Source organism: Gordonia namibiensis NBRC 108229, from assembly GCF_000298235.1.
Taxonomy (GTDB): Bacteria; Actinomycetota; Actinomycetes; order Mycobacteriales; family Mycobacteriaceae; genus Gordonia; species Gordonia namibiensis.
Map to the genome: position 1 here is coordinate 35,792 of NZ_BAHE01000022.1, position 19,464 is coordinate 55,255.

Annotated in this window: 20 protein-coding genes; 5 read left to right on the forward strand and 15 right to left on the reverse strand. The window is 67.6% G+C overall.

The window, feature by feature from the left end; translation table 11 throughout:
* Positions 1-12 precede the first annotated feature (12 nt).
* A complete protein-coding gene (locus tag GONAM_RS13095) occupies positions 13-600 on the reverse strand; it encodes a helix-turn-helix domain-containing protein (protein WP_006867235.1) in 588 nt (195 codons plus the stop codon).
* Positions 601-648: 48 nt separating this feature from the next.
* Here GONAM_RS13095 and GONAM_RS13100 point away from each other — a divergent pair, with 48 nt between their 5' ends.
* Both GONAM_RS13100 and GONAM_RS13105 read left to right on the forward strand, forming a co-directional pair.
* Entirely contained in the window at positions 649-1,533 is an 885-nt protein-coding gene (locus GONAM_RS13100) for a class I SAM-dependent methyltransferase (RefSeq protein ID WP_006867236.1), read from the forward strand.
* Positions 1,530-2,513: an NAD(P)/FAD-dependent oxidoreductase gene (locus tag GONAM_RS13105; protein ID WP_006867237.1), complete on the forward strand. Its 984-nt coding sequence runs from the start codon at positions 1,530-1,532 to the stop codon at positions 2,511-2,513. The genes GONAM_RS13100 and GONAM_RS13105 overlap by 4 nt, the downstream gene beginning before the upstream one ends.
* 1 nt (position 2,514) lies before the next feature.
* On the opposite strand, the gene deoC is transcribed toward GONAM_RS13105, so the two are convergent.
* On the reverse strand, positions 2,515-3,192 hold the full coding sequence (gene deoC / locus GONAM_RS13110) for a deoxyribose-phosphate aldolase (protein WP_006867238.1): 678 nt from the start codon (positions 3,190-3,192) through the stop codon (positions 2,515-2,517).
* Between the two features lie 27 nt (positions 3,193-3,219).
* Here deoC and purU point away from each other — a divergent pair, with 27 nt between their 5' ends.
* Positions 3,220-4,113, forward strand: a complete 894-nt coding sequence (purU, locus tag GONAM_RS13115; RefSeq protein WP_006867239.1) for a formyltetrahydrofolate deformylase — start codon at positions 3,220-3,222, stop codon at positions 4,111-4,113.
* Here purU and GONAM_RS13120 read toward each other — a convergent pair.
* The 3 genes from GONAM_RS13120 to GONAM_RS13130 form a co-directional block, all read right to left on the reverse strand.
* Positions 4,110-5,102, reverse strand: coding sequence for an alpha/beta hydrolase (locus GONAM_RS13120; RefSeq protein ID WP_006867240.1), 993 nt, complete (start codon positions 5,100-5,102; stop codon positions 4,110-4,112). The two genes, purU and GONAM_RS13120, sit on opposite strands and share 4 nt — an antisense overlap.
* Before the next feature lie 768 nt (positions 5,103-5,870).
* Entirely contained in the window at positions 5,871-7,643 is a 1,773-nt protein-coding gene (locus GONAM_RS13125) for an ABC transporter ATP-binding protein (RefSeq protein ID WP_006867241.1), read from the reverse strand.
* Positions 7,636-9,399: an ABC transporter ATP-binding protein gene (locus GONAM_RS13130; RefSeq protein ID WP_040536395.1), complete on the reverse strand. Its 1,764-nt coding sequence runs from the start codon at positions 9,397-9,399 to the stop codon at positions 7,636-7,638. Before GONAM_RS13130 ends, GONAM_RS13125 begins: the two co-directional genes overlap by 8 nt.
* Positions 9,400-9,594: 195 nt before the next feature.
* Here GONAM_RS13130 and GONAM_RS13135 point away from each other — a divergent pair, with 195 nt between their 5' ends.
* Entirely contained in the window at positions 9,595-10,227 is a 633-nt protein-coding gene (locus GONAM_RS13135) for a hypothetical protein (protein WP_006867243.1), read from the forward strand.
* A gap of 15 nt (positions 10,228-10,242) precedes the next feature.
* Here the strand turns inward: GONAM_RS13135 and GONAM_RS13140 are convergent, their stop codons facing one another.
* The 5 genes from GONAM_RS13140 to GONAM_RS13160 all read right to left on the reverse strand — a co-directional run bounded on the left by GONAM_RS13140 (position 10,243) and on the right by GONAM_RS13160 (position 14,189).
* Positions 10,243-11,433 (reverse strand): hypothetical protein, encoded by a 1,191-nt coding sequence (locus GONAM_RS13140; RefSeq protein ID WP_006867244.1) that lies wholly within the window; start codon positions 11,431-11,433, stop codon positions 10,243-10,245.
* Positions 11,430-12,305 carry a carbon-nitrogen hydrolase family protein gene (locus tag GONAM_RS13145; protein WP_040536397.1) on the reverse strand — a complete coding sequence of 292 codons (876 nt, stop codon included), beginning with the start codon at positions 12,303-12,305 and terminating at the stop codon, positions 11,430-11,432. Before GONAM_RS13145 ends, GONAM_RS13140 begins: the two co-directional genes overlap by 4 nt.
* Positions 12,306-12,356: 51 nt before the next feature.
* Entirely contained in the window at positions 12,357-13,055 is a 699-nt protein-coding gene (locus GONAM_RS13150) for a class I SAM-dependent methyltransferase (protein ID WP_245548616.1), read from the reverse strand.
* Between the two features lie 107 nt (positions 13,056-13,162).
* The gene (locus GONAM_RS13155; protein ID WP_006867247.1) at positions 13,163-13,672 is read right to left on the reverse strand and encodes a DUF2505 domain-containing protein; all 510 of its coding nucleotides are present in this window, start codon (positions 13,670-13,672) and stop codon (positions 13,163-13,165) included.
* 10 nt (positions 13,673-13,682) lie between these two features.
* Positions 13,683-14,189 (reverse strand): DUF2505 domain-containing protein, encoded by a 507-nt coding sequence (locus tag GONAM_RS13160; protein ID WP_006867248.1) that lies wholly within the window; start codon positions 14,187-14,189, stop codon positions 13,683-13,685.
* A 38-nt stretch (positions 14,190-14,227) separates the two neighbouring features.
* On the opposite strand from GONAM_RS13160, the gene GONAM_RS13165 reads away from it, so the two are divergent.
* A complete protein-coding gene (locus GONAM_RS13165) occupies positions 14,228-15,340 on the forward strand; it encodes a UDP-N-acetylmuramate dehydrogenase (protein ID WP_006867249.1) in 1,113 nt (370 codons plus the stop codon).
* Between the two features lie 21 nt (positions 15,341-15,361).
* On the opposite strand, the gene GONAM_RS13170 is transcribed toward GONAM_RS13165, so the two are convergent.
* The 5 genes from GONAM_RS13170 to GONAM_RS13190 form a co-directional block, all read right to left on the reverse strand.
* Entirely contained in the window at positions 15,362-16,453 is a 1,092-nt protein-coding gene (locus tag GONAM_RS13170; RefSeq protein ID WP_006867250.1) for an alpha/beta fold hydrolase, read from the reverse strand.
* A gap of 58 nt (positions 16,454-16,511) precedes the next feature.
* Positions 16,512-17,339, reverse strand: a complete 828-nt coding sequence (locus GONAM_RS13175; protein ID WP_006867251.1) for a MerR family transcriptional regulator — start codon at positions 17,337-17,339, stop codon at positions 16,512-16,514.
* 6 nt (positions 17,340-17,345) lie between these two features.
* The gene (locus GONAM_RS13180; protein WP_005200278.1) at positions 17,346-17,669 is read right to left on the reverse strand and encodes a DUF2516 family protein; all 324 of its coding nucleotides are present in this window, start codon (positions 17,667-17,669) and stop codon (positions 17,346-17,348) included.
* 71 nt (positions 17,670-17,740) lie between these two features.
* On the reverse strand, positions 17,741-18,886 hold the full coding sequence (locus GONAM_RS13185; protein ID WP_006867252.1) for a hypothetical protein: 1,146 nt from the start codon (positions 18,884-18,886) through the stop codon (positions 17,741-17,743).
* A gap of 14 nt (positions 18,887-18,900) precedes the next feature.
* Positions 18,901-19,434, reverse strand: a complete 534-nt coding sequence (locus tag GONAM_RS13190) for a helix-turn-helix domain-containing protein (protein WP_006867253.1) — start codon at positions 19,432-19,434, stop codon at positions 18,901-18,903.
* Positions 19,435-19,464 lie beyond the last annotated feature (30 nt).

Here is a 19,464-nt window from a genome sequence, read left to right on the forward strand (position 1 = left end):
GGAGCTGACGACTCACGGTTGCGGGTCGTCGCCTACGGCCGCCGCGGACGGCATGTGGGCGCGCTCGCCCGCATGGTCCATGATCGACAGCACCTCGGCGGGACCGTCGTGTGCGCAGATCGCATGCGGGATCATGGTCGAGAACTCCGCGGCGTCCCCCTCCGGGACGAGGATCGCGCGGTCGCCGAGGAGCAGCCGCACCGTGCCGGCGAGCACCGTGAACCACTCACGTCCGGGATGAACCCGCAGGTCACCGAGCGGCTGTTCGCGTTCGAAGCGCATCTTCGCGACCGTCACCCCTTGCGGGCTGTTCTCCCGGGAGAGCAGCCACATCGTCATCCCCTCGGCGGCGTGCGCCTGGGGACGGATCACGACGTCGGTGTCGTCGGCGGCTTCGACGAGCTGATCCAGCGTCGTCCCCAGGGCCCGCGCGATGGGGACCAACTGGTCCAGCGCGACCCGGCGATGCCCGGTCTCGATGCGGCTCAGCGTCGACGGGGACAGGTAGCACCGTGCGGCCAGCGCATCGAGAGTCCAACCCTTGGCGAGTCGGAGTCCACGAATGCGTTGCCGGACCACCGCATCGAGTTCTTGCGTCATAGGCAAGATGGTATGCCGTTTAGGCATAGGCGCGCTACCGTCGATCTCATGACCCATTCCCACGATCACAACGAGCACCACCACGACCAGGTGCACCTGGCTTCGGTGCTCGACCTGGACGCCAAGCTCCTCGGCGATCACGTCGACGACGCCGCCGCGGCCATCTCCCGCAGCCTCGGACGAGCACCGCAGCGGATCGTCGATCTCGGCGCGGGAACCGGCACCGGCACCGAGGCGCTCGCACGCAACTTCGCCGATGCGCAGCTCCTCGCGGTGGACAGTTCCACCGAGATGGCCGCGCTGGTCGAGCAACGGGCGGCCGCGGGCGGTTTCGCCGCACGGGTGGCCACGGTGGTCGCCGACCTCGACGACGGCCTGCCACCGTTGCACTCCCCGGACGTTCTCTGGGCCTCGATGTCGCTGCATCACCTCGCCGACCCCACGGCACTGTTGCGCGCGGCGGCCTCCGTGCTGGCCCCGGGCGGCGTCGTGGCGATCATCGAGATGGACGGCCTCCCGCGCTTCACGTCCGAGAACTCGGAGTTGCGCGGGATCGAGGACCGCTGCCACGCCGCGGCGGCCACCGCCGGATGGGAAGCGCTCGTAGACTGGACCGACGCGCTCGACCGAGCCGGTCACGACGTACTCGAACGTCGGACCATCCGCGTCGGGCCCGGCGGCCCGAGTCAGGCGGTCGCGCGCTATGCCCGGCACTGGTTCGGCCAGTTCCGGCACCGTCTGGCAGACGTTCTCGACCCCGCCGACCTCTCCGTCCTCGACGAACTGATCGATGAGCGCAGTCCCCGCTCAGTCCACCGACGTACCGACCTGACCTTCACGGCCGGCCGTCACCTCTGGATCACCCGGCCGCGCTCCGCCGGCCTCATGGACGCCCCGTCCGACACCCGACCCCTCGAGAGTGAGCTGTCATGACAGACCCCCGCACCGATCGAAATGACTCCGCGGCCACCGAATACGACGTCGCGATCGTCGGGGGTGGCGCCGGCGGCCTCAGCGCTGCCACGATCCTGGCACGTTCACTGCGCAAGGTCGTCGTCATCGACGCCGGAGTGCCCCGCAACGCCCCGGCCGCGGGCGCCCACAACGTTCTCGGCCAGGACGGGATCTCACCACTCGAATTGCTGGCTCGCGGGCGTGCCGAAGCCATCGGGTACGGCGCCGAAATCCGCTCGGGCACCGTCGTCGACGCGCGGCGCGACCCCGACGGCGACCGGTTCACCCTGGACGTCGACTCGGGAGACACGGTGACCGCGCGCCGCGTGATCCTCGCGACCGGCCTCGTCGACGAGCTGCCCGCCATCGACGGGGTATCGGAGCTCTGGGGGCGCGATGTCCTCCACTGCCCGTACTGCCACGGCTACGAGGTTCGCGGCAAGCGGATCGCCGTGATCGCCACCGCGCCCATGTCGGCCCATCAGGCCCTCATGTTCGGGCAGCTCAGCGATCAGGTCACGGTCATCGCCCATGCTCCCGACGCACTGTCGGAGGACGATCGGTCGCATCTGGTTGCGTCCGACATCGACATCATCGACCACACCGTCGAACGGGTTCTGGTTCGCGAGGATGCAGACTCCGAACGCCTCGGCGGCGTGCTGCTGTCGGAGGGCACCGTGCTCGACGTCGATGCGGTCGTGGTGTCTCCCCGGTTCGTGGTGCGCGGCGAGCTGTTCGAGCGTCTCGGCGGGACCCTCACCGACGGACCCGCGGGCGGGCTCGTGGAGACGGGGCCCATGGGTGAGACCGACGTTCCGGGTGTGTGGGCGGTGGGTAACACCACCACCATTCACGCGATGGTGACGGTCGCGATGGGCGAGGGTGTCTCCGCCGGCGCCGCGGCGAACGCAAGCCTGGTGATGGCCGATCTCGAACAGAAACCGGCACCGGTCGGCTGACCTACTCGGGGAAACCGTCCAGCACGGCCGCCGACGACGACAGCCCCAGACGGGTCGCGCCGGCCGCGATGAGTTCGGCGGCGAACTCGGCCGTCCGGATGCCACCGCTCGCCTTGACCCCGACGCGGGCGCCGACGGCGGCGCGCATCAGCCGCACCGCCTCGACACTCGCGCCGCCGGCGGGATGGAAACCGGTGGAGGTCTTCACCATTCCCGCGCCGGCCTGCTCGGCACGGCGGCACACCTCGGTGACCGTGTCGGGGCCGGCGAGCTGTAGGAGCGCCGCGGACTCGATGATCACCTTGAGCAGCGTCGAATCCCCGACCGCCTCACGCACGGTCAGGACGTCGGCGAACACCTCGTCGAACCGACCGTCGACTGCGGCACCGACGTCGATCACCATGTCGACCTCATTCGCCCCGGAGTCCACCGCAAGCCGGGCTTCGGCGGCCTTGACCAGGGAGTGGTGCTTACCCGATGGGAAGCCGGCGACCACGCAGGTCCGCTGGTCACCGGTGTCGATCGGGAGCATCGACGGCGACAGGCACACCGCGAAAACGCCGAGCCGGGCGGCCTCGGCGACCGCGGCCTCCGCGTCGGCGCGGGTGGCCTCGGGCTTGAGGAGTGTGTGGTCGATGATGGCGGCGACGTCGCTACGCCGCAGGTCCGTGTTCGTCACATCGACGAGCTTGGCACACTGAGGGTCGTGACAAGCGGACAGCTGACCCCCACCGACCAGACCGAGCATCGTTACGTGCTGACGCTCGGCTGCCCCGACCGCACGGGCATCGTCGCCCGCATCTCGACCTTCCTGACCGATGTCGGGGGCTGGATCACCGAGGCCGCGTACCACTCCGACGACGACACCGGCTGGTTCTTCACCCGGCAGGCCATCCGCGCCGACGAGGTGTCGTTCACCGCCGACGAACTCCGCGCGCGGTTCGCCGCCGAGGTCGCCGACGAACTCGGCCCCGAGACCGAGTGGCGCCTCACCGACACCCGTGACACCAAGTCCGTGGTGCTGCTGGTGAGCAAGGAAACCCACTGCCTCATCGACCTTCTGGGTCGTGCGCACCGTGGCGAGCTACCGGCGACGATCCGGGCCGTCGTCGGCAACCACCCCCAACTCGAAGAGCTGGCAACACGTTTCGAGATCCCGTTCCACCACATCCCGTTCGGTGAGCGCAAGGCCGAGGCCTTCGCCGAACTCGCCCGGATCGTCGACGGCTACCAGCCCGATGCCGTGGTCCTCGCACGGTTCATGCAGATCCTGCCGCCGAAACTGTGCGAAGCCTGGGCCGGCCGCGCGATCAACATCCACCACAGCTTCCTGCCGAGCTTCATCGGTGCCCGCCCGTACCACCAGGCCTTCGCCCGGGGCGTCAAGCTGATCGGCGCGACGTGCCACTACGTCACCGCCGATCTCGACGCCGGACCGATCATCGAACAGGACGTGATCCGGGTCGATCACAGCGACTCGGTGACCGACATGGTGCGTCAGGGGCGCGACATCGAGACGCTGGTCCTGTCGCGCGGACTGCGCTGGCACCTCGAGGACCGCGTCCTCGTGCACGGCCGGAAGACCGTGATCTTCAACTAGTTCAGCGCGCGCTCGTAGAACGACCACGAGCGGTGCAGCTGGTCTTCCCAGTAACCCCAGGAATGGGTGCCGGTGGCCGGCAGATCGACCGTCGCCGGGATGTTCAACTGCCGCAGCCGGTTCACCAGCTGGAGGGTGCAGGTCATGGTGCTGCCCTCGATGATGCCGCCGACCACGATCTGATCGGCGAGCTTGTCGACCTTCTTGACGTACGCCGGGTTGTCGTACTCACCGGGCAGACCGGTTGCGTTGGAGATGTACAGCTTGGTGCCACGGAGCTTGTGGGCGTTGATCACCGGATCGTGCTTGCGCCATCCGGGCCCGTTGTACGGCCCCCACATGTTCCTGGCGTCGCCGCCGCCGCGCGCCTCTACCACCAGCCGGATGTTGTTCTGCCCGAACGGGTCGGCGGTCGTCGGGCACCCGCTGTAGGCACCGACGGCCTTGTACAGGCCGGGATGTTCGATCGCGAGGTTGAGCACCGAGGTTCCCGACGAGGAGATCCCGCCGATCGCGTTGCGCCCGGAGGTGTTGAAGTTGGCGTCGAAGACCGGCGGCAATTCCTTGCCGAGGAAGGTCGACCACTTGAACAGACCGAGCTCGGGATCGGGCTTCTCCCAGTCGGTGTAGTAGCTGAACCGGCCCTGGTTCGGGATGACCACGTAGAGGTTCTTGTTCTTGGTGAACTCGACGATGTCGGTCTTAGCGAGCCAGTTCGCGCCGTCCTCACCGCCGCCCGCACCGTTGAGGAGATAGAGGACACCGCGCGGCTTGGACTCGTCGGCCGGCTTGATCACCGTCAGCGGGATGTCTCTTTTCATCGCATCCGAGTGCACGACGATGTCGGTGACCCGCTCGGTGGGCGAACCCGCGCTCACGAGACTCGGTGCCGCCGCTGCAACGCCTGTCGTACCGGTGGCCGACATCGTGAGCCCGATGCCCAGAGCGACCGCGATCGCGGCGCCGCACCTGCGCAGACGCTGGTTCATACATTCCTCCTCGTCGAGTCCCGCTTGGCCCCGGGCGGGCGTGGTTCTGTCAGATGGACCGTATCGTGTCGAGCCACCGGGCGGACCCGCACGGCGGATCATTCACCTGCCCGGACTCCCTAACGGCGCCAATCCTGCCGGCGCCACCGCCCCGTCAACGCGAATCGCCTCACAGCCGGGGCCGTGAGGCGATTCGAGAAGACCGTCGAACTACGACTCGGAGGAACCCTCGATCGAGCCGGTGAACACGCCGAGGATCGCCTCGGTGATCGCGTCGGTGACGGCACCTTCGATTGCATCGCCAATTCCAAAGCTCATGGGGGAACTCCTTCGTTCATGGGGGAAAGTGTCGATTCGAGCGCCTGCTCCCACCAGTGCGGCGACTCGCGACAGAGATTACATATCCGTCTCGACAATGTCTCCATTATTTCCGAGGACTTGTCACGAATATTCCTTTCTGCCATCAGCCGATGTCACAAAAGTCCAGCTCAAACGCCTGCACTAATACGAACAATGGAATCTAGTGGGACGATCGTCCATTAAACTCCGCAAAAGAATCAGCATTAGCAACGTCGATGCAACGTTTCGGTGGCGTATCGACAAAAATGTGCCCCAACCTCCGTTACCGTAACTTTCCGCTCGGTAAGTTTCGATTCCACCCATTCCGACGAGTGGGTCAAGCGTTTGTTCAAACGAGACGAATTCGGCAATTCGTTTCAGAAAAGCGATCATTACGCACGCAAAAGGTCCCTGACCTGTGGTGATTGTTCAGGCACGCGATGCCGAATCGACGCCGCAGCGCCGCGCATAGACCCCGCCGGCACCGATCAGGTCATGATGCGTTCCCGATTCGACGATCGTCCCCTCCTCGAGGACGACGATCTGGTCCGCGAGCGCGGCCGTCGCCATCCGGTGGGTGATCAGCAGGGTCGTCGTATCGGCACGCAGACGTTGCAGCGCCCGCTGCACGAGCAACTCGGTGCGGGGATCTGCGGCGCTGGTCGCCTCGTCGAGGATGAGGATGCGGGGCGAGACCGCGATGGCCCGGGCGACGGTGACGAGTTGCTTCTCGCCCGCGCTGAGGTTCTCGGATTCCTGGCCGATGACGGTATCGAGGCCCTGGGGCAGCGCCGCGACGATCTGGTCGAGGTGACCGTCGTGGACCGCACGGTCCACCGCGTCGTCTTCGGACATCCCGTAGGCGATGTTCTCGCGTACGGTCCCGGTGAACAGCCACGGCTCCTGGGTCACGACCGCCATCCTGTCGCGCACCCGTTGGGGTCCGAGGTCGAGCGTGTCGTCGCCGTCGATGATGATCGAACCGCCGGTCGGACGGTAGAAGCCCTGCAGCAGGTTGGTGATGGTCGTCTTGCCCGCCCCGGTCGAGCCGACGATCGCCGTCGTCGTCCCCGGCTCCATCCGGAAACTCACCGAGCCGAGCACCGGCGTGCTTTCGTCGTAGGCGAAGGCGACTTCGTCGAAGACGATCTCCGGCGGTCGACGGTGACGCCCGGCGCGGTCCGGTTCCACCTCGCCGGTCTCCGACGCACCGTCCTCCGGCTCGTCGAGCACCTCGCGCACCTTTCCCGCCGAGACCGTGCCCGACTGCACCTTGGTGACGAATCCGGCCAGTTCACGCACGGCCGACGACAACTGCTGCGCGAAGATCACCGCCACCTGGGCGGCGCCGAGACTCAGGGTGCCGTCGACGACCATGATCCCGCCGAGGACCGCCAGGATCAGGAACACCACGGCGTTGATCGCGGTCAGGATCGGTCCGAGGGTGCCGGCGGCCCACTGAGCAGAGCGCGTCGACACGAACAGCTTCTCGTTGAGGGCATCGAAGCGGCGTCGGGCCAAGGGTTCGGCGTTGTACGCCTGCAGCATGCGCCGCGTGCTCAACTCCTCCTCGATGTGGCCGGTGAGCGCCGCCGTGGTGGTCCACCGGGTCTCCAGGAACGGCCGTGCCCGACGCGCGATGACGATCGACACCGCCGCCGACACCGGCGCCGCGACGAGCGCGATGACCGCCAGCAGCGGCGAGACGACGAACAGCACGACGGTGACCACGAGAAGGGTCAGCACATTGGTCGGGACGGTGACCAGCACGGGAGCGATCACCGTGGCGGCGTTGTCGGTGTGCGCGGTGAGCTTGCTGACGAGCACACCGCGGTTGTTCGATTCGAAGTAGCGCAGCGGGAGCCGATGGATCTTGTCCTCGATGCGTGCACGCAGTCCGGCCACGGATCGCTGCACCGCGATGGTCAGCATCTGACCTTGCGCGAACGTGAGGCCGGCGACGACCACATAGATGGCCGCCTGCACGCCGAGCACCGTCCAGAGTCGTCGCCAGTCCATGCCGTCGGCGCCGGTGGTCCCGTCGACGATCACGTTCGTGACCACACCGAACAGGATCGGTCCGACGACCGCTCCCAGCGACGCCACGATCGCGCACAGCGAGATCGTCACGGCGCGTCCCCGACCCAGGTGGAGCTGCCGCAGCAGCCACCGAAGCGAGCCGTCTCGCCGGACGTCAGACATTGGTCACCGCCTGTGCGTAGGCGATCTCGCGGTAGATCTCGCTCTCGACACGGAGGGTCTCGTCGGTGCCGACGGCAACGAGACGGCCGTCCTCGAGCACGCCGATGGTGTCGGCGTGCCGGACCGCCGAGACCCGCTGGGCCGCGATCAGCACCGTCGCCCCCGGGTGGGCTCGTCGCAGATTGGCGATGACCTCGCGCTCGGTGTCGACATCAAGGGCGCTGAAGGGATCGTCGAGTACGTACAGCGCGGGACGTCGGAGGATCGCGCGGGCCAGCGCCAGACGCTGTCGCTGGCCCCCCGAGAAGTTGCGGCCCTCCTGCGCGACGCGAGCCTCGAGACCCTCGGGCCGCGCCTCGACAAAATCACGCGCCGCGGCCACCTCGAGCGCTTCCCACAGTTGGCCGTCCGTGGCGTCGGGACGACCGATCCGCAGGTTGTCGGCGATCGTGCCGGTCACCAGCGCTGCACCCTGTCCGACGAACGCGGTCCGCGCGCGCACCCACGCCGGTGCCAGCCCGGTCACGTCCGCGCCATCCCACCTGACGACGCCCGAGTCGGGGTCGGCGAACCGCAGCGGCAAGGACAGCAACGTCGATTTCCCGCTGCCGGTTCCGCCGAGGAGTCCGGTGACCGTTCCGGGGGCACACGTCAGCGAGACGGCGTCGACAGCGGGGGCATCAGCGCCGGGAAAGCCGACGGAGACGGAGTCGAAGACCACCGCAGGTGCAGTCGACGCCGCCCCGGCCACGGCGTCACCGGGTTCGAGGACCTCGGTGTCGAGGACCTCGACGATGCGGCCCGCGCTGGTGACCGCGCGCGGGATGACGCCGGCGATCACGGTCAGCAACGACACGGCGAGCAGAATCTGGCTGAGATATCCGACCGCGGCCGCGATCTGGCCGATCTGCATCTGGCCGCGGTCGACGAAGATCGCGCCCAGTGCGGCCACCGCGACCCCGGCGAGATTGGACACCACGGTGACGGTCGGGAGCAGCAGTACCTGAGTCCGTCCCAGCCTCAATGCGACGTCAGTGAGTTCGTCGTTCTCCACCGAGAATCGCGCGCGCTCGCGGGTCTCCTGCCGGAACGTCCTGATCACCGCTATCCCGCGCAGCTGTTCGCGCAGCACGCGGTTGATGACGTCGACTCGACGCTGCAGGCGTGCGGCCCACGGGACGATGCGGCGCACAAGCACCCCGACCAGCGCGACGAGGATCAGCCCGGCCACGAAGATCACCGGGGCCATCTGCCACGCCTGCGACAGGGAGAGCACCAACGCACCGAAGAGCATGAGCGGCGCGGTCACGACGATCGTGAGGAAGATGAACAGGAAGCCCTGGATCTGTCCCACGTCGCCGGTGGATCTGGTCAAGAGGCTGGACAAGCCCAACCGCGCGACCTGATGGTCGGAAAACGAGCCGATCCGGCCGTTGACCCGGCAGCGCAGATCTCGTGCAGACCTCGCCGACAGGTGGGAGGCAAGGTAGGTGGCACCGAGCGAGACCGCGAGGTTGACCACGGCCACCGCGACCATCAGCACACCCACGACTTTGATGGTCCCCACGTCCCCGCGCAGGATTCCGTCGTCGATGATCGCAGCGTTCAGCGCCGGCTGGGCCAACGACGTGAACACGCTGGCGAGTTGGAAGACGACGAATCCCGCGACCACCCACGGTGACGCCTTCAGCGCGGTGCCGACGAGACCGACGAGCGCTCGCACCTGACCTCTTTTCAACGACGGTGCGACGGGCATCGGGCGAGACCAACTCCGGACTTCGACGGGAACAGGAAGAAATCGGCGTCGGATATGGTCGCCGATCCATTGCTGCCTCACATACCGGAAAGGTTCGCCAGGCGGTTGTGAAGTCTACATATCGTCGTCTCGCCCACCGACCGAACGCGGCGGAAGAACACCGCACCGGTTTCGCCGGTGTGCTGATATGTAGCGGTGACGCAAGGCATCCAGGCATCCCGGAACGGCTCTCGCCCGCTGACGGAGTCCGATCGGGAAAGTGCACTCGACCTGCTCGAGAACGGTCTGCGCGAAACCCCGATGTATCAATGGTTACTCGGTGACGATGCACCGACCGAGGCCTATCGGTGGTACGGCGAAGTCCTCGTCGCCGAGAACTTTCACGGACTCCGAGGTGTATTCGACGAGACCGGCACTCTGATCGCCCTGATCGCTCTCGCCTATCCGACCCGCCCGGCCGGAGGTGTCGACGACGAACTCATGGCACGAATTCGTCATTTCGTCAGAGCACTCGACGGGTTCGCGGAGCGATTCACCGAATTGCGCCGGACTCAGAAAGACGCCGTGACCGACGATCGCGCGGTCGAGATCCTCTTCGCGCTCGTGCATCCCGATCACCGACGCGGCGGCACCCTGGCCTGCCTCATCGACGAGGTCGTCGAGATGGGGCGCCGGGACGATCTACCGGTGGTCGCCGGGACCGCCGACGCCACCATGTCGAAGGTCTACGTCCGCAGGTGGGACGCACCGATTCGCGGCGAATTCACACTCACCGGCGGGCCGACGATCTGGATTCACCGCATCGCCCCGCCGGGAGAACGCCGATAGTCGAACGGACGCCGATCAGACCGAGCAGCCCGATTGCTGGTCGTTGCCGGTCATCTCGTTGGTCAGCTGGACATCCGAGCCGCTGATCGCGAACTCCAGACCCGTGTCGGTGACCCGGAGCTGATCGACCTGGACCTCGTCGAAGAACGGTCCGAGTGCCGACGTGGTGACCTGGTCGACGATCTGCTGTGCGAAGTCCGGCGGGATGCCGAACACCAGCGCGCTGGCCTTGACGACCTCGAACTCGACCCGGCCGCCCTTGAGAACGGGCTTGATCGTCGCCGAGACCGGGACGGAGAAGAACATGACCGGGAAACCGGCCTGGACCTCGAAGGTGCCGTCGGCCGCGTTGCCGGTGATCTCCTCGACCGAACCGACCGGGCTCGCGCCGTTGCCGGTGCTCTGGCCGCCGGCCCCGGCGGGAGCACCCTCCTTGCTGAGTTCGACGATCCGCTCGAAGGGGATGAAGCCGTCGCCCCTGAGGCTGCGGATGTCGGTGGTGCTGCTGTCACCGGAGATGCCGTCGGCGCGCATGTGGAGTCGCACGCCCTGCGGATCGGAGCCGTCCTTGGTGTCGACCTGGACGTACGGGACGTCGCCACTGCCCTGCAGGATGATCGGCTTGCGGCTCAGCGACACCGAGGTGGGTACGCCGGTGAGACCGCTGAACGACTCCTCGAGGCAGTTCGTCACCTTGTGGCGGAGGTAGAGCTCGCTGCCGACCGCACCGATGACCACCAGTAGCAGCACGGCGATGGTGCTGAGCGCCACGATCTTCTTGGTGCTGCGTCGCTTTCGCGGCGACGTCAGCACCGGACCGCTGCCCGGCGTCTGAAGGGGTTCGCTCGAGTCGTCGCCGTAGGGCGTCTCCCCCGGCGCGAACTGCGCGGTGCCCGGCTGACCGAGCCCACCGCTCAGGTCAGTGGTGTCGGCCTCCGAGGGCGGCACGCTCGAATACGCCTGTGCCCCGGGCGCGATCGGGGTCGTCGGGAACTGTTCGGTCTCCCCCGACTCGGGAACGCCCGTCTCGGGCACACCTGTACCCACCCCGGCGGGGTCGGCGTCCTCCACCGGGCGCCAGTCGTCGCCGGCCGGTTCGGTGGCTCCGGTGTTGTCGGTGGACTCTGGGGGTCCTGCGGTTCCGGTGGGATCGTGCGACTCGCCCTGGTCGCGGGGGTCATCACCGGGAGTCTTGTTGTCGCTCATGGATTCCGTCCTCGGTCGTCGGACTCTCGAAGCCGTTCGCCGGTGGGTGCGACCTTGCTGGGCACCGCACCGCCGGCAGGCAGCTCTCGCTCGTTGGCGAGGACCGCCAGTTGTTTACGAGCCTTCTCGACCAGGTCCAGGTCGAGGTCGTGGACATCGACACCGACCGTCTCCGGGTACGCGGCGACCACGGTACCGAAGGGGTCTGTGATTTGGCTGTGTCCGATCCCGGTGGGCGCACCCGAGGCGGCGACCGCCTCGTCCGGAGGGAGTGCCTGCCCCACGGCGACGACGAACGTCGTCGAATCCAGGGCCCTGGCCGTCGCCAGCACCTGCCACTGTTGGATCTTTCCGGGGCCGGCGCCCCAGGACGTCGGCACGACGACGATCTGCGCGCCGCGTCGTGCCAGATTCGTGAACAGGGCGGGGAACCTGATGTCGTAGCAGGTGGCCACCCCCACGGTGACGCCGTCGACCTCGAAGGTCAACGGTTCAGAACCGGCCGCGACGGTCTTGGACTCCCGGAACCCGAAGGCGTCGTACAGGTGCAGCTTGTCGTAACCCTGCCGCGACCCGTCAGGGTGAGCGACGAGCACCGTGTTGAACACGCGCCCGTCGTCCGACGGGGTGAACATCCCGGCCACGACGGTCACACCCGCCGACGCCGCGACCTCCGACACCGCACTCGCCCACGGCCCGTTGAGATCCTCCGCCACCGGCTTCAGCGGAACGCCGAAGCGGCACATGGTCGCCTCCGGGAACACGACCAGGCGTGCCCCGCGCGACGCAGCGTCCTGCGTCGCCGCACGTAGGGTCTCCAGGTTCTCGCCCGGATCGTCGGTCGAGCTGATCTGAGCCATCGCCACACGCATAGCCGCCACAGTAGTGCCCGCCACCGGCGATACCGCCGACTTCCTCCGCGGTTACTCCGACGGGGCGACGGCCTCCCACGGGACGGTCAGCACGTTGTCCGACGTCCGACGGCGGGTGACGACGCAGTCGACGCCACGCTCGCGCAGCAGGTCCAGTGCACGACGCCAGCGGACACGCGGCCCGTACGGCGCCAGCGGGGCGGCGAAATCCCAGCACTGGTCTGCGAGGACGAGCAGGTCGTGGATCTTCTCACCGGGCACGTTGCGGTGGATGAGCGCCTTGGGCAGACGCTCGGCGAGATCGGAGGGACGTTCGGAATGCTCCGGCGCCCAGCAGAGCGTCAGGCTGACCGGCCCCGCATCGTCGAGCAGCACCCACGTACAGCGCCGCCCGATCTCGTCGCAGGTGCCCTCGACGATCACCCCGCCCGGCGACAGGGCCGCCCGCAGCCGCGACCATGCGGCGTCGACCTCGGTCTCGTCGTACTGGCGTAGGACGTTGAAGGCGCGCACCACCCGGGGACGCAGACCCGCCATCTCGAAGCCGCCGACCGCGAACCGGACACCGTCGCGCGGGTCGACGACGCGTGCCGGGTCGATCTCGAGTCCGACCATCTCCAGATCGGGGGCGACGCGGCGGAGCCGGCCGGCCATCTCGACGGTGGTGTCGGGGCGTGCGCCGTAACCGAGGTCGACAACCAGCGGGTGCGCGACGTCGAGCGCGGCGATCACGGCCGGTTCATGCGTCATCCATCGATCCACCCGGCGCAGACGGTTGATGTTGGTCGTCCCGCGCGTCACCCGGCCGATCGGGCTGTTCGACAGTCGTCGCCCGGACTGCTGCCCGGGGGTTCGACTCACAAGTTCTTGTCGATCCAGTCCTTGGCGTACTCGGCCTCGGCTCGGAACAGATCGACCAGGTTGATGAGGATCATCTGCTCGAGCTTGCCGTTGACGAACGGGACGAAGACCTTCGCCTCACTGGTCCGGCGGATCGTGCAGCCGTCGTCGGTGGGAAACAGTTCCTGCCAGCCGTTGAGGCTGCCCGGACCCGCGGGGATCGACGCGTTGTAGGTGCCCTTGGTGTTGTCCGGGTCGAACGGACCGAGGGTCTCCTCACGCGTGATGACCATGTCCTTCATCATCACCGTCTGCGCGAGCGGAGGCAGCTGGTCGCGACCGATCGTCTGCTTGAGAACGACCTTGATCCCGGTCTCGTCAGAGGTGAAGGAGGCGACCTCGCAGTGTGGCGAGATCATCTGGAATCCCGCCATCATGTCGTCCCAGTACTGCTTGATGCTCTGCGCTTGGTAGAGCTTCTCCGCGGGGTGGGTGTAGCGAGCGGAGTAGCTGAGCCGTCGTGCCATGACGACCAGGCTACGTCAGCGGATTTTCCGACTCCCAATCGACGGTGTGCCCACGCTCGTGATCGAGCAGTCCGGCCAGCTCGCTGACCACGGCCTTCTCGATCTTCCCGCCGAACATCGGCAGGTTCACCGACACCTCGGCAGAGCAGTCGCTCGCGGCCGGATCACCGGCGGTGGTGATGGTCCCGTTCACGTTCACCGGCACCGGGGCACCCTCGACCGTGGCGTGGATCTCGCCCTCGATCCGGCCCCCGACCAGCCGATATGTGTTCTTCCGCGGAATCCGCAGATCGCCGGGCATGATCTTGGTGACCGCCGACGGGAGCTTCTCCGCGGGGATGCCCTGATTCATCTCGACGGTCACGGTGTCGCCCGCGATGTCCACCTTCTCGACGTGGCCGTGCCCGGAGTTCATCCGCTCCACCAGATCGTGCCAGTACTGCTCGGTGGTGTAGAGCGCCCAGAGCCGTTCGGTGGAGAACGGATAGGACACCGAGTGCTGCAGCTTGCTCGCCATGAAGAGAACGCTACCGGTCGCCGGTTAACGTTTAACGCGTGACCGACACGCAGACGCCGCTGAGCGCACCCCTCGCCGAGCTGACCACCCTGCGTCTGGGCGGCCCCGCCCGCGAGATCGTGCGTTGCCCGGACACGCGCAGCATCGTCGAGACCATCCAGGAGCTCGACGAACGGTCCGAACCCGTGCTGGTGATCGGCGGCGGGTCCAACCTCGTCATCGGCGATGCCGGCTTCGACGGCACCGCCGTCGTGTTGGCGAGCAGCCGCATCGAGTTCGGCTCGGGCCGCGAGTCAGGCCGTTCCCACGTCGTCGCCGACGCCGGCGTGGGTTGGGACGACCTGGTCGCCGCGACCGTCGAGGCCGGCTTCGGCGGGCTGGAGTGCCTGTCGGGGATTCCCGGCGCGGCCGGAGCTACGCCGGTGCAGAACGTCGGGGCCTACGGGGTCGAGGTCGCCGACATCCTGCGGTCGGTCCAGGTCCTCGACCGCCGGTCGGGCAACCTGCGCTGGGTCTCCCCCACCGAGCTGGGACTCGGCTACCGCACCAGTAACCTCAAGCACCGCAACGACTTCGTGGTGGTCGCGGTGTCCTTCTGGCTCAACGAGGATCGCGCGAGCCAGCCGATCCGGTACCGCGAGCTGGCCACGACGGTCGGCGTCGAACCCGGCGATCGCGTCGACGCCGCCGCCGCCCGCGCGGCGGTCCTCGGCCTGCGTCGCGGCAAGGGCATGGTCCTCGACGCCGACGACTTCGACACCTGGAGTGCCGGTTCGTTCTTCACCAACCCGATCGTCGACGGTGGGGACGCCCCCGCTGTTCTCGAACGGATCGCGGCGAGGGTCGGCGCCGATGTGGCGATCCCGTCCTACCCCGCCGGCCCGCAACCGAACACCTCGGACGCCGACGCCCCCACCGCGATCAAACTGTCGGCGGGCTGGCTGATCGAACGGGCCGGCTTCGGTCGCGGCTACCCATCGGCCGACGCCCCGGTCCGCTTGTCGACGAAACACACTCTGGCGCTGACCAATCGGGGTTCGGCCACCACCGAGCAGCTGCTCACACTGGCGCGCGAGGTCCGTGACGGCGTTCTCGACGCCTTCGGCGTCACACTGCGACCCGAGCCGGTCTTCGTCAACTGCGCGCTCTGATGACCGGTCGGGCGCCGTGATTCAGCCGGCCCGCTGCGCGGTCCGTGACACGTCGGCGACCAACTCGTCGAGCATCTCGTTGAAGCGTTCCGCCGCCTCGATGCTCGACATGTGCCCGACACCCTCGTAGACGACCAGATCGCGCAGAGAACCGTTGCGGCGCAGCACCTCTGCCATCTGCTCGGCGTGCCGTGGCGGGGTGAGCCGGTCCTCGGTGCCGACGACCACCACCGTGGGCACCGTCAGCGCCTCGAGTCCTGCGGTCACATCCAGTTTGCCCATCGCCGAACCCCATCCGGCCCGCGCACGCGGCGGACATGAACCGACCATCTCGTCGACGAAGTCGACATGCGACTTGCGCGCGTTGGGACCGAGGGCGATGTAGTGCGAGAACTTCACGCCGTACTGGGTTTTCGGGATCGGAACCGGTACCGAGGTGATCGCCTTGGTGACGACCGGGGTGAACGGCCGCGCGTACGCGGGCAGATCAACGGGTACGAGTCCGTGGTTCTCCATCACGGCGTTGGCCGCCGTCGACACGAGCACCGCGGCGGACACCTTGGCGCCCACTTTCTCCGGGAACTGAGCGGCCCACGACATGATGGTCATGCCACCCATGCTGTGCCCCACCAGGATTGCCCGACGACCACTCGGGACGGCGGCCTCGAGCACCGCGTCGAGATCCTGTCCGAGCATCGCCACCGTCGGCCGGGCACGCCCCCGTTCAGAGCGTCCGTGCCCGCGCTGGTCGTAGACGACGACGCGACGGTCACCGGCGTCGGGCGTGATGAGGTGGTTGATCTGCGGGTACCAGTAGGCCGTGTTACAGGTCCAGCCGTGGACCATCACGATGACGTCGCCCGCGGGATCGTCGTCGTCGGCACCGTAGACCTCGACGTTCAGCGCCGTGCCGTCGGCCGTCCGGACAGTCTGCCGCAGCGGGGCGATCTCGGGCTCGCAGAGCAGATCGTCAGGGCCGTCGTCGACCGCGGTCGAGGTCCGCAGCGCATCCCGGGTGATCCCCGCGAGCACCGTACCGACCCCGAGGCCGATCACGCCCGCACCCACGGCGGTCGCGACCCCGCCGACACTCACCAATGACTTCCGCTTCACCGGCACTCCTCGCTACGTGGAACCCCTCAGATCGGGACTCCGTGCGGGGGCGCCTCGTTCAGCGCCCCGTCTCGGTGTTCAATGTACCAATATTCGTTGTCTCATAGCCGGCGCCCGGCTGGTCACCGGCCGAATCCGGCGTCGTGGAGTCCGGTTCTTCGTCTCCGGTGGCGGCATCGAAGTAGGTCGCCGCCCGCCCGATCGCCTGGGAGATCTGCTCGTCGAGAGCCCGGCGGAACGTCGTCTCGACGATCTCGTGGGCCATCGGCCGAACGGTCTGGATGAGGTCCGCCATCTTGCTGACACCCTGCTCACCGAGGTCGGGCAGGTTCTCGTCGAAGTAGGTGTCGGTGATGATCGAGACGAAGCTCTTCGCGACGTCCTCGAGGTCGTCCTGGACCCGAACCCAGCGGTCGAGCAGGAACTCCAGGTCGACACCGGCCTTCACCAGGACCTCGGCCCCCTCGAGCAGCTCGGGGTTGCGGATCGCGTAATGCGTGCCGTCCTTGGCCAACAGACCCAGTTTCTGGCTGAGCGCGATGGACCGATCCGAGGCATTGAGCGTCTTCTTCAGCTCGGCGATGGTGATCGTCGCGGCACGCTTGAAGTTGCGGAACCGGCCGCCCTTCGGCGACCCGCGCAGGATCTGTTCGACGCGCATGCCGTGGTGGGCGGCATGCAGCAGCTCGCTGATCGTCGCGAAGGTGTACCCGCGTTCGAGCATGCGGGAGATGAGGTTCAGCCGCACCAGGTGCTGGTCGGAGTACCAGCCCGCACGGCCGCGGATGGTGGGTGGCGGAAGCAGTCCGCGGTCCTGATAGACCCGGATGTTGCGAACGCTGACCCCCGACGCCTCGGCGAGGTCGTTGATCCGATACTCCGCCACGATGCATCAGGCCTTTTTGCTGAACCAGGATTTGCCCTGGATGTCGTCCACACGTTTGCGCACGTCGACCAGGTACACGAGCATCGCGACCACGCCGATGATGCCCAGGAAGCTCACCGCACCGAAGAACCAGATGAACAGCGATGCGGCGGCCAGGATCGCCACCCAGATCACCTTGCTCTGCCGGTCGACCGCCGGGAACGCATCGGGCCGCTGAATGGCCGCGTGGATCAGCGCGACGACCGCCGCGATCCCTGCGACCACAGTCAGGACCAACATGATCAGACTCTGCCCATAGGCCAACACGCTGAAGACGTCCACGCCGAACACTCTAGTCCCGTGCGCCCCGATTGCCGCAGCAGCCCACGACGCCACGCACGAGCGGAACGTGCGCGCAGCGATCAGTCGGCGCGCGGAGTGGCCTTCTTGGCGGGCGTTTTCTTGGCGGGGGCCTTCTTCGCAGTCGTCTTCTTGGCTGCGGTCGCCTTGTTCGCCGCGGCGGCCTTCTTCGCGGCCGGAGTCTTCTTGGCGGCCGCCTTGGTCGGCGTGGCCTTCGTCGCCTTGGCGGGGGCGGCCTTACGGGCCGGGGCCTTCTTGGCCGCAGCTCGTTCCGCGGCACCCTTCACCGCAGCTGCCTTCTTCGCCGGTGCCGTCTTCGCAGGGGCCTTCTTGGCCGGGGTCGTCTTGGCCGGGGTCGTCTTGGCTGGGGCCTTCTTCGCCGCCGACTGCTTGGTCGGTGCCTTCTCTGCGGGGGCCTTCGCGGCCGGGGCCTTCTTCGCAGGCGCCTTCTTCGCGGGAGCCTTGTTCGCCGGGGCCTTGTCCGCAGGAGCCTTGGTGGCCGGGGTCGCCTCGGCGGGGGCCTTGGTCGCCGGGGCCGGAGCCGGCGCCGCAACGGCTCGCACCGGTGCGTCGGCGCTGGCGTCGCGGACCGTCCCGTCGGGAGCGCTGCCGTCGGCCAGCCCGGCCAGCCGGAGCGCACGCTCACCCACCGCGCGCGTCTGCTCGGAAATCGTCCCCAGCGCCTCTTCGGTGAGACCGACGGCGTCGCTGTAGACCTTTTCCAGCTTCGGCAGATTCTCCCCGACGACCGGCTGCGACAACAGCTTTCCGACGGCCTCGTCGCGCCGCTCCGACAGCGACGTCAGCAGCCCGGCCGCGACGGCGAGATAGGCCTCGGCGACCTTACGGAGTTCGTCCGGCGAGAACCGGGTGCGCAATTCCTCGATCTCGGTGGGCAATTCGACCGGCAGCGTCGACAGCTTCGACTTGGCCTCCTCGAAGAGCGCCAGCGCGGTCGCGAGCGCCTCGTCGATCCTCGCCTGCGCGTCGTCCCGGGAACCCGAGATCCTCGCCTGCGTCGAGCCGACCGTCTCGACCAACTTCGACTGGGTGTTCTCGACGGTCTCCGCGAGCTTCGACTGGGTGTTCTCGACAGTCTCCGCGAGCTTCGACTGGGCCTGTTCGCTCGCCGCCTCCCCGCGCTCCCGGACCTCGGCCAGCAAGGCGGCCACCTGTCCCACGGCTGTCGTCAACGGGTTCTCGCTCATTCAGGTCTCCTGCCTCAGTTTTCTCGGAACTCGTCTTTCTCGGAACCAGTCGAGGAGATCGCGTTCTCCTTGCGAAAGGACTCGTAGATCTCCAGCAACATCTGTTTCTGACGCTCGTTGATCGAGTCATCTGCGATGAGAGCATCACGGACCGGGCTCGCGGGGCGTTCTTCGAGAATTCCTGCGCGCACGTACAACACTTCCGCGGACACCCGCAGACCCTTGGCGATCTGGGCGAGGACGTCCGCAGAGGGTTTCCGGAGTCCTCGCTCGATCTGACTGAGGTACGGATTGCTGACCCCGGCACGTTCGGCGAGCTGCCGGAGCGACACCTTGGCGGCCACCCGCTGGGACCGGATGAAGGCGCCGATGTCCTGCGCCGCATTCGCCACCGCGTCCTGCGCAGCCGTCGCGACGGCCTCCACGGCCTCGACCGCCATCGTCGTGGTGCCGTCACCGTCGTCGGACACCTGATCCGCGGAGTCGCCGGACTCGGCCTCACCGTCCACGACGGCGTCGAGGGCAGCCTCGTCCTTGTCGCGCTTCATCACGCTCCGTTCCAGGGTCGATCGTCTTTC

Bases quoted from the DNA above. Each gene is read 5' to 3' on its own strand.
- GONAM_RS13125 (WP_006867241.1), bottom strand. From the start codon at position 7,643: ATGTCTGACGTCCGGCGAGACGGCTCGCTTCGGTGGCTGCTGCGGCAG.
- GONAM_RS13105 (WP_006867237.1), top strand. From the start codon at position 1,530: ATGACAGACCCCCGCACCGATCGAAATGACTCCGCGGCCACCGAATAC.
- GONAM_RS13160 (WP_006867248.1), bottom strand. From the start codon at position 14,189: ATGGCGAGCAAGCTGCAGCACTCGGTGTCCTATCCGTTCTCCACCGAA.
- GONAM_RS13150 (WP_245548616.1), bottom strand. From the start codon at position 13,055: ATGACGCATGAACCGGCCGTGATCGCCGCGCTCGACGTCGCGCACCCG.
- GONAM_RS13185 (WP_006867252.1), bottom strand. From the start codon at position 18,886: ATGAGCGAGAACCCGTTGACGACAGCCGTGGGACAGGTGGCCGCCTTG.
- GONAM_RS13140 (WP_006867244.1), bottom strand. From the start codon at position 11,433: ATGAGCGACAACAAGACTCCCGGTGATGACCCCCGCGACCAGGGCGAG.
- GONAM_RS13100 (WP_006867236.1), top strand. From the start codon at position 649: ATGACCCATTCCCACGATCACAACGAGCACCACCACGACCAGGTGCAC.
- GONAM_RS13145 (WP_040536397.1), bottom strand. From the start codon at position 12,305: ATGCGTGTGGCGATGGCTCAGATCAGCTCGACCGACGATCCGGGCGAG.
- GONAM_RS13120 (WP_006867240.1), bottom strand. From the start codon at position 5,102: ATGAACCAGCGTCTGCGCAGGTGCGGCGCCGCGATCGCGGTCGCTCTG.
- GONAM_RS13130 (WP_040536395.1), bottom strand. From the start codon at position 9,399: ATGCCCGTCGCACCGTCGTTGAAAAGAGGTCAGGTGCGAGCGCTCGTC.
- GONAM_RS13190 (WP_006867253.1), bottom strand. From the start codon at position 19,434: ATGAAGCGCGACAAGGACGAGGCTGCCCTCGACGCCGTCGTGGACGGT.
- GONAM_RS13155 (WP_006867247.1), bottom strand. From the start codon at position 13,672: ATGGCACGACGGCTCAGCTACTCCGCTCGCTACACCCACCCCGCGGAG.
- GONAM_RS13095 (WP_006867235.1), bottom strand. From the start codon at position 600: ATGACGCAAGAACTCGATGCGGTGGTCCGGCAACGCATTCGTGGACTC.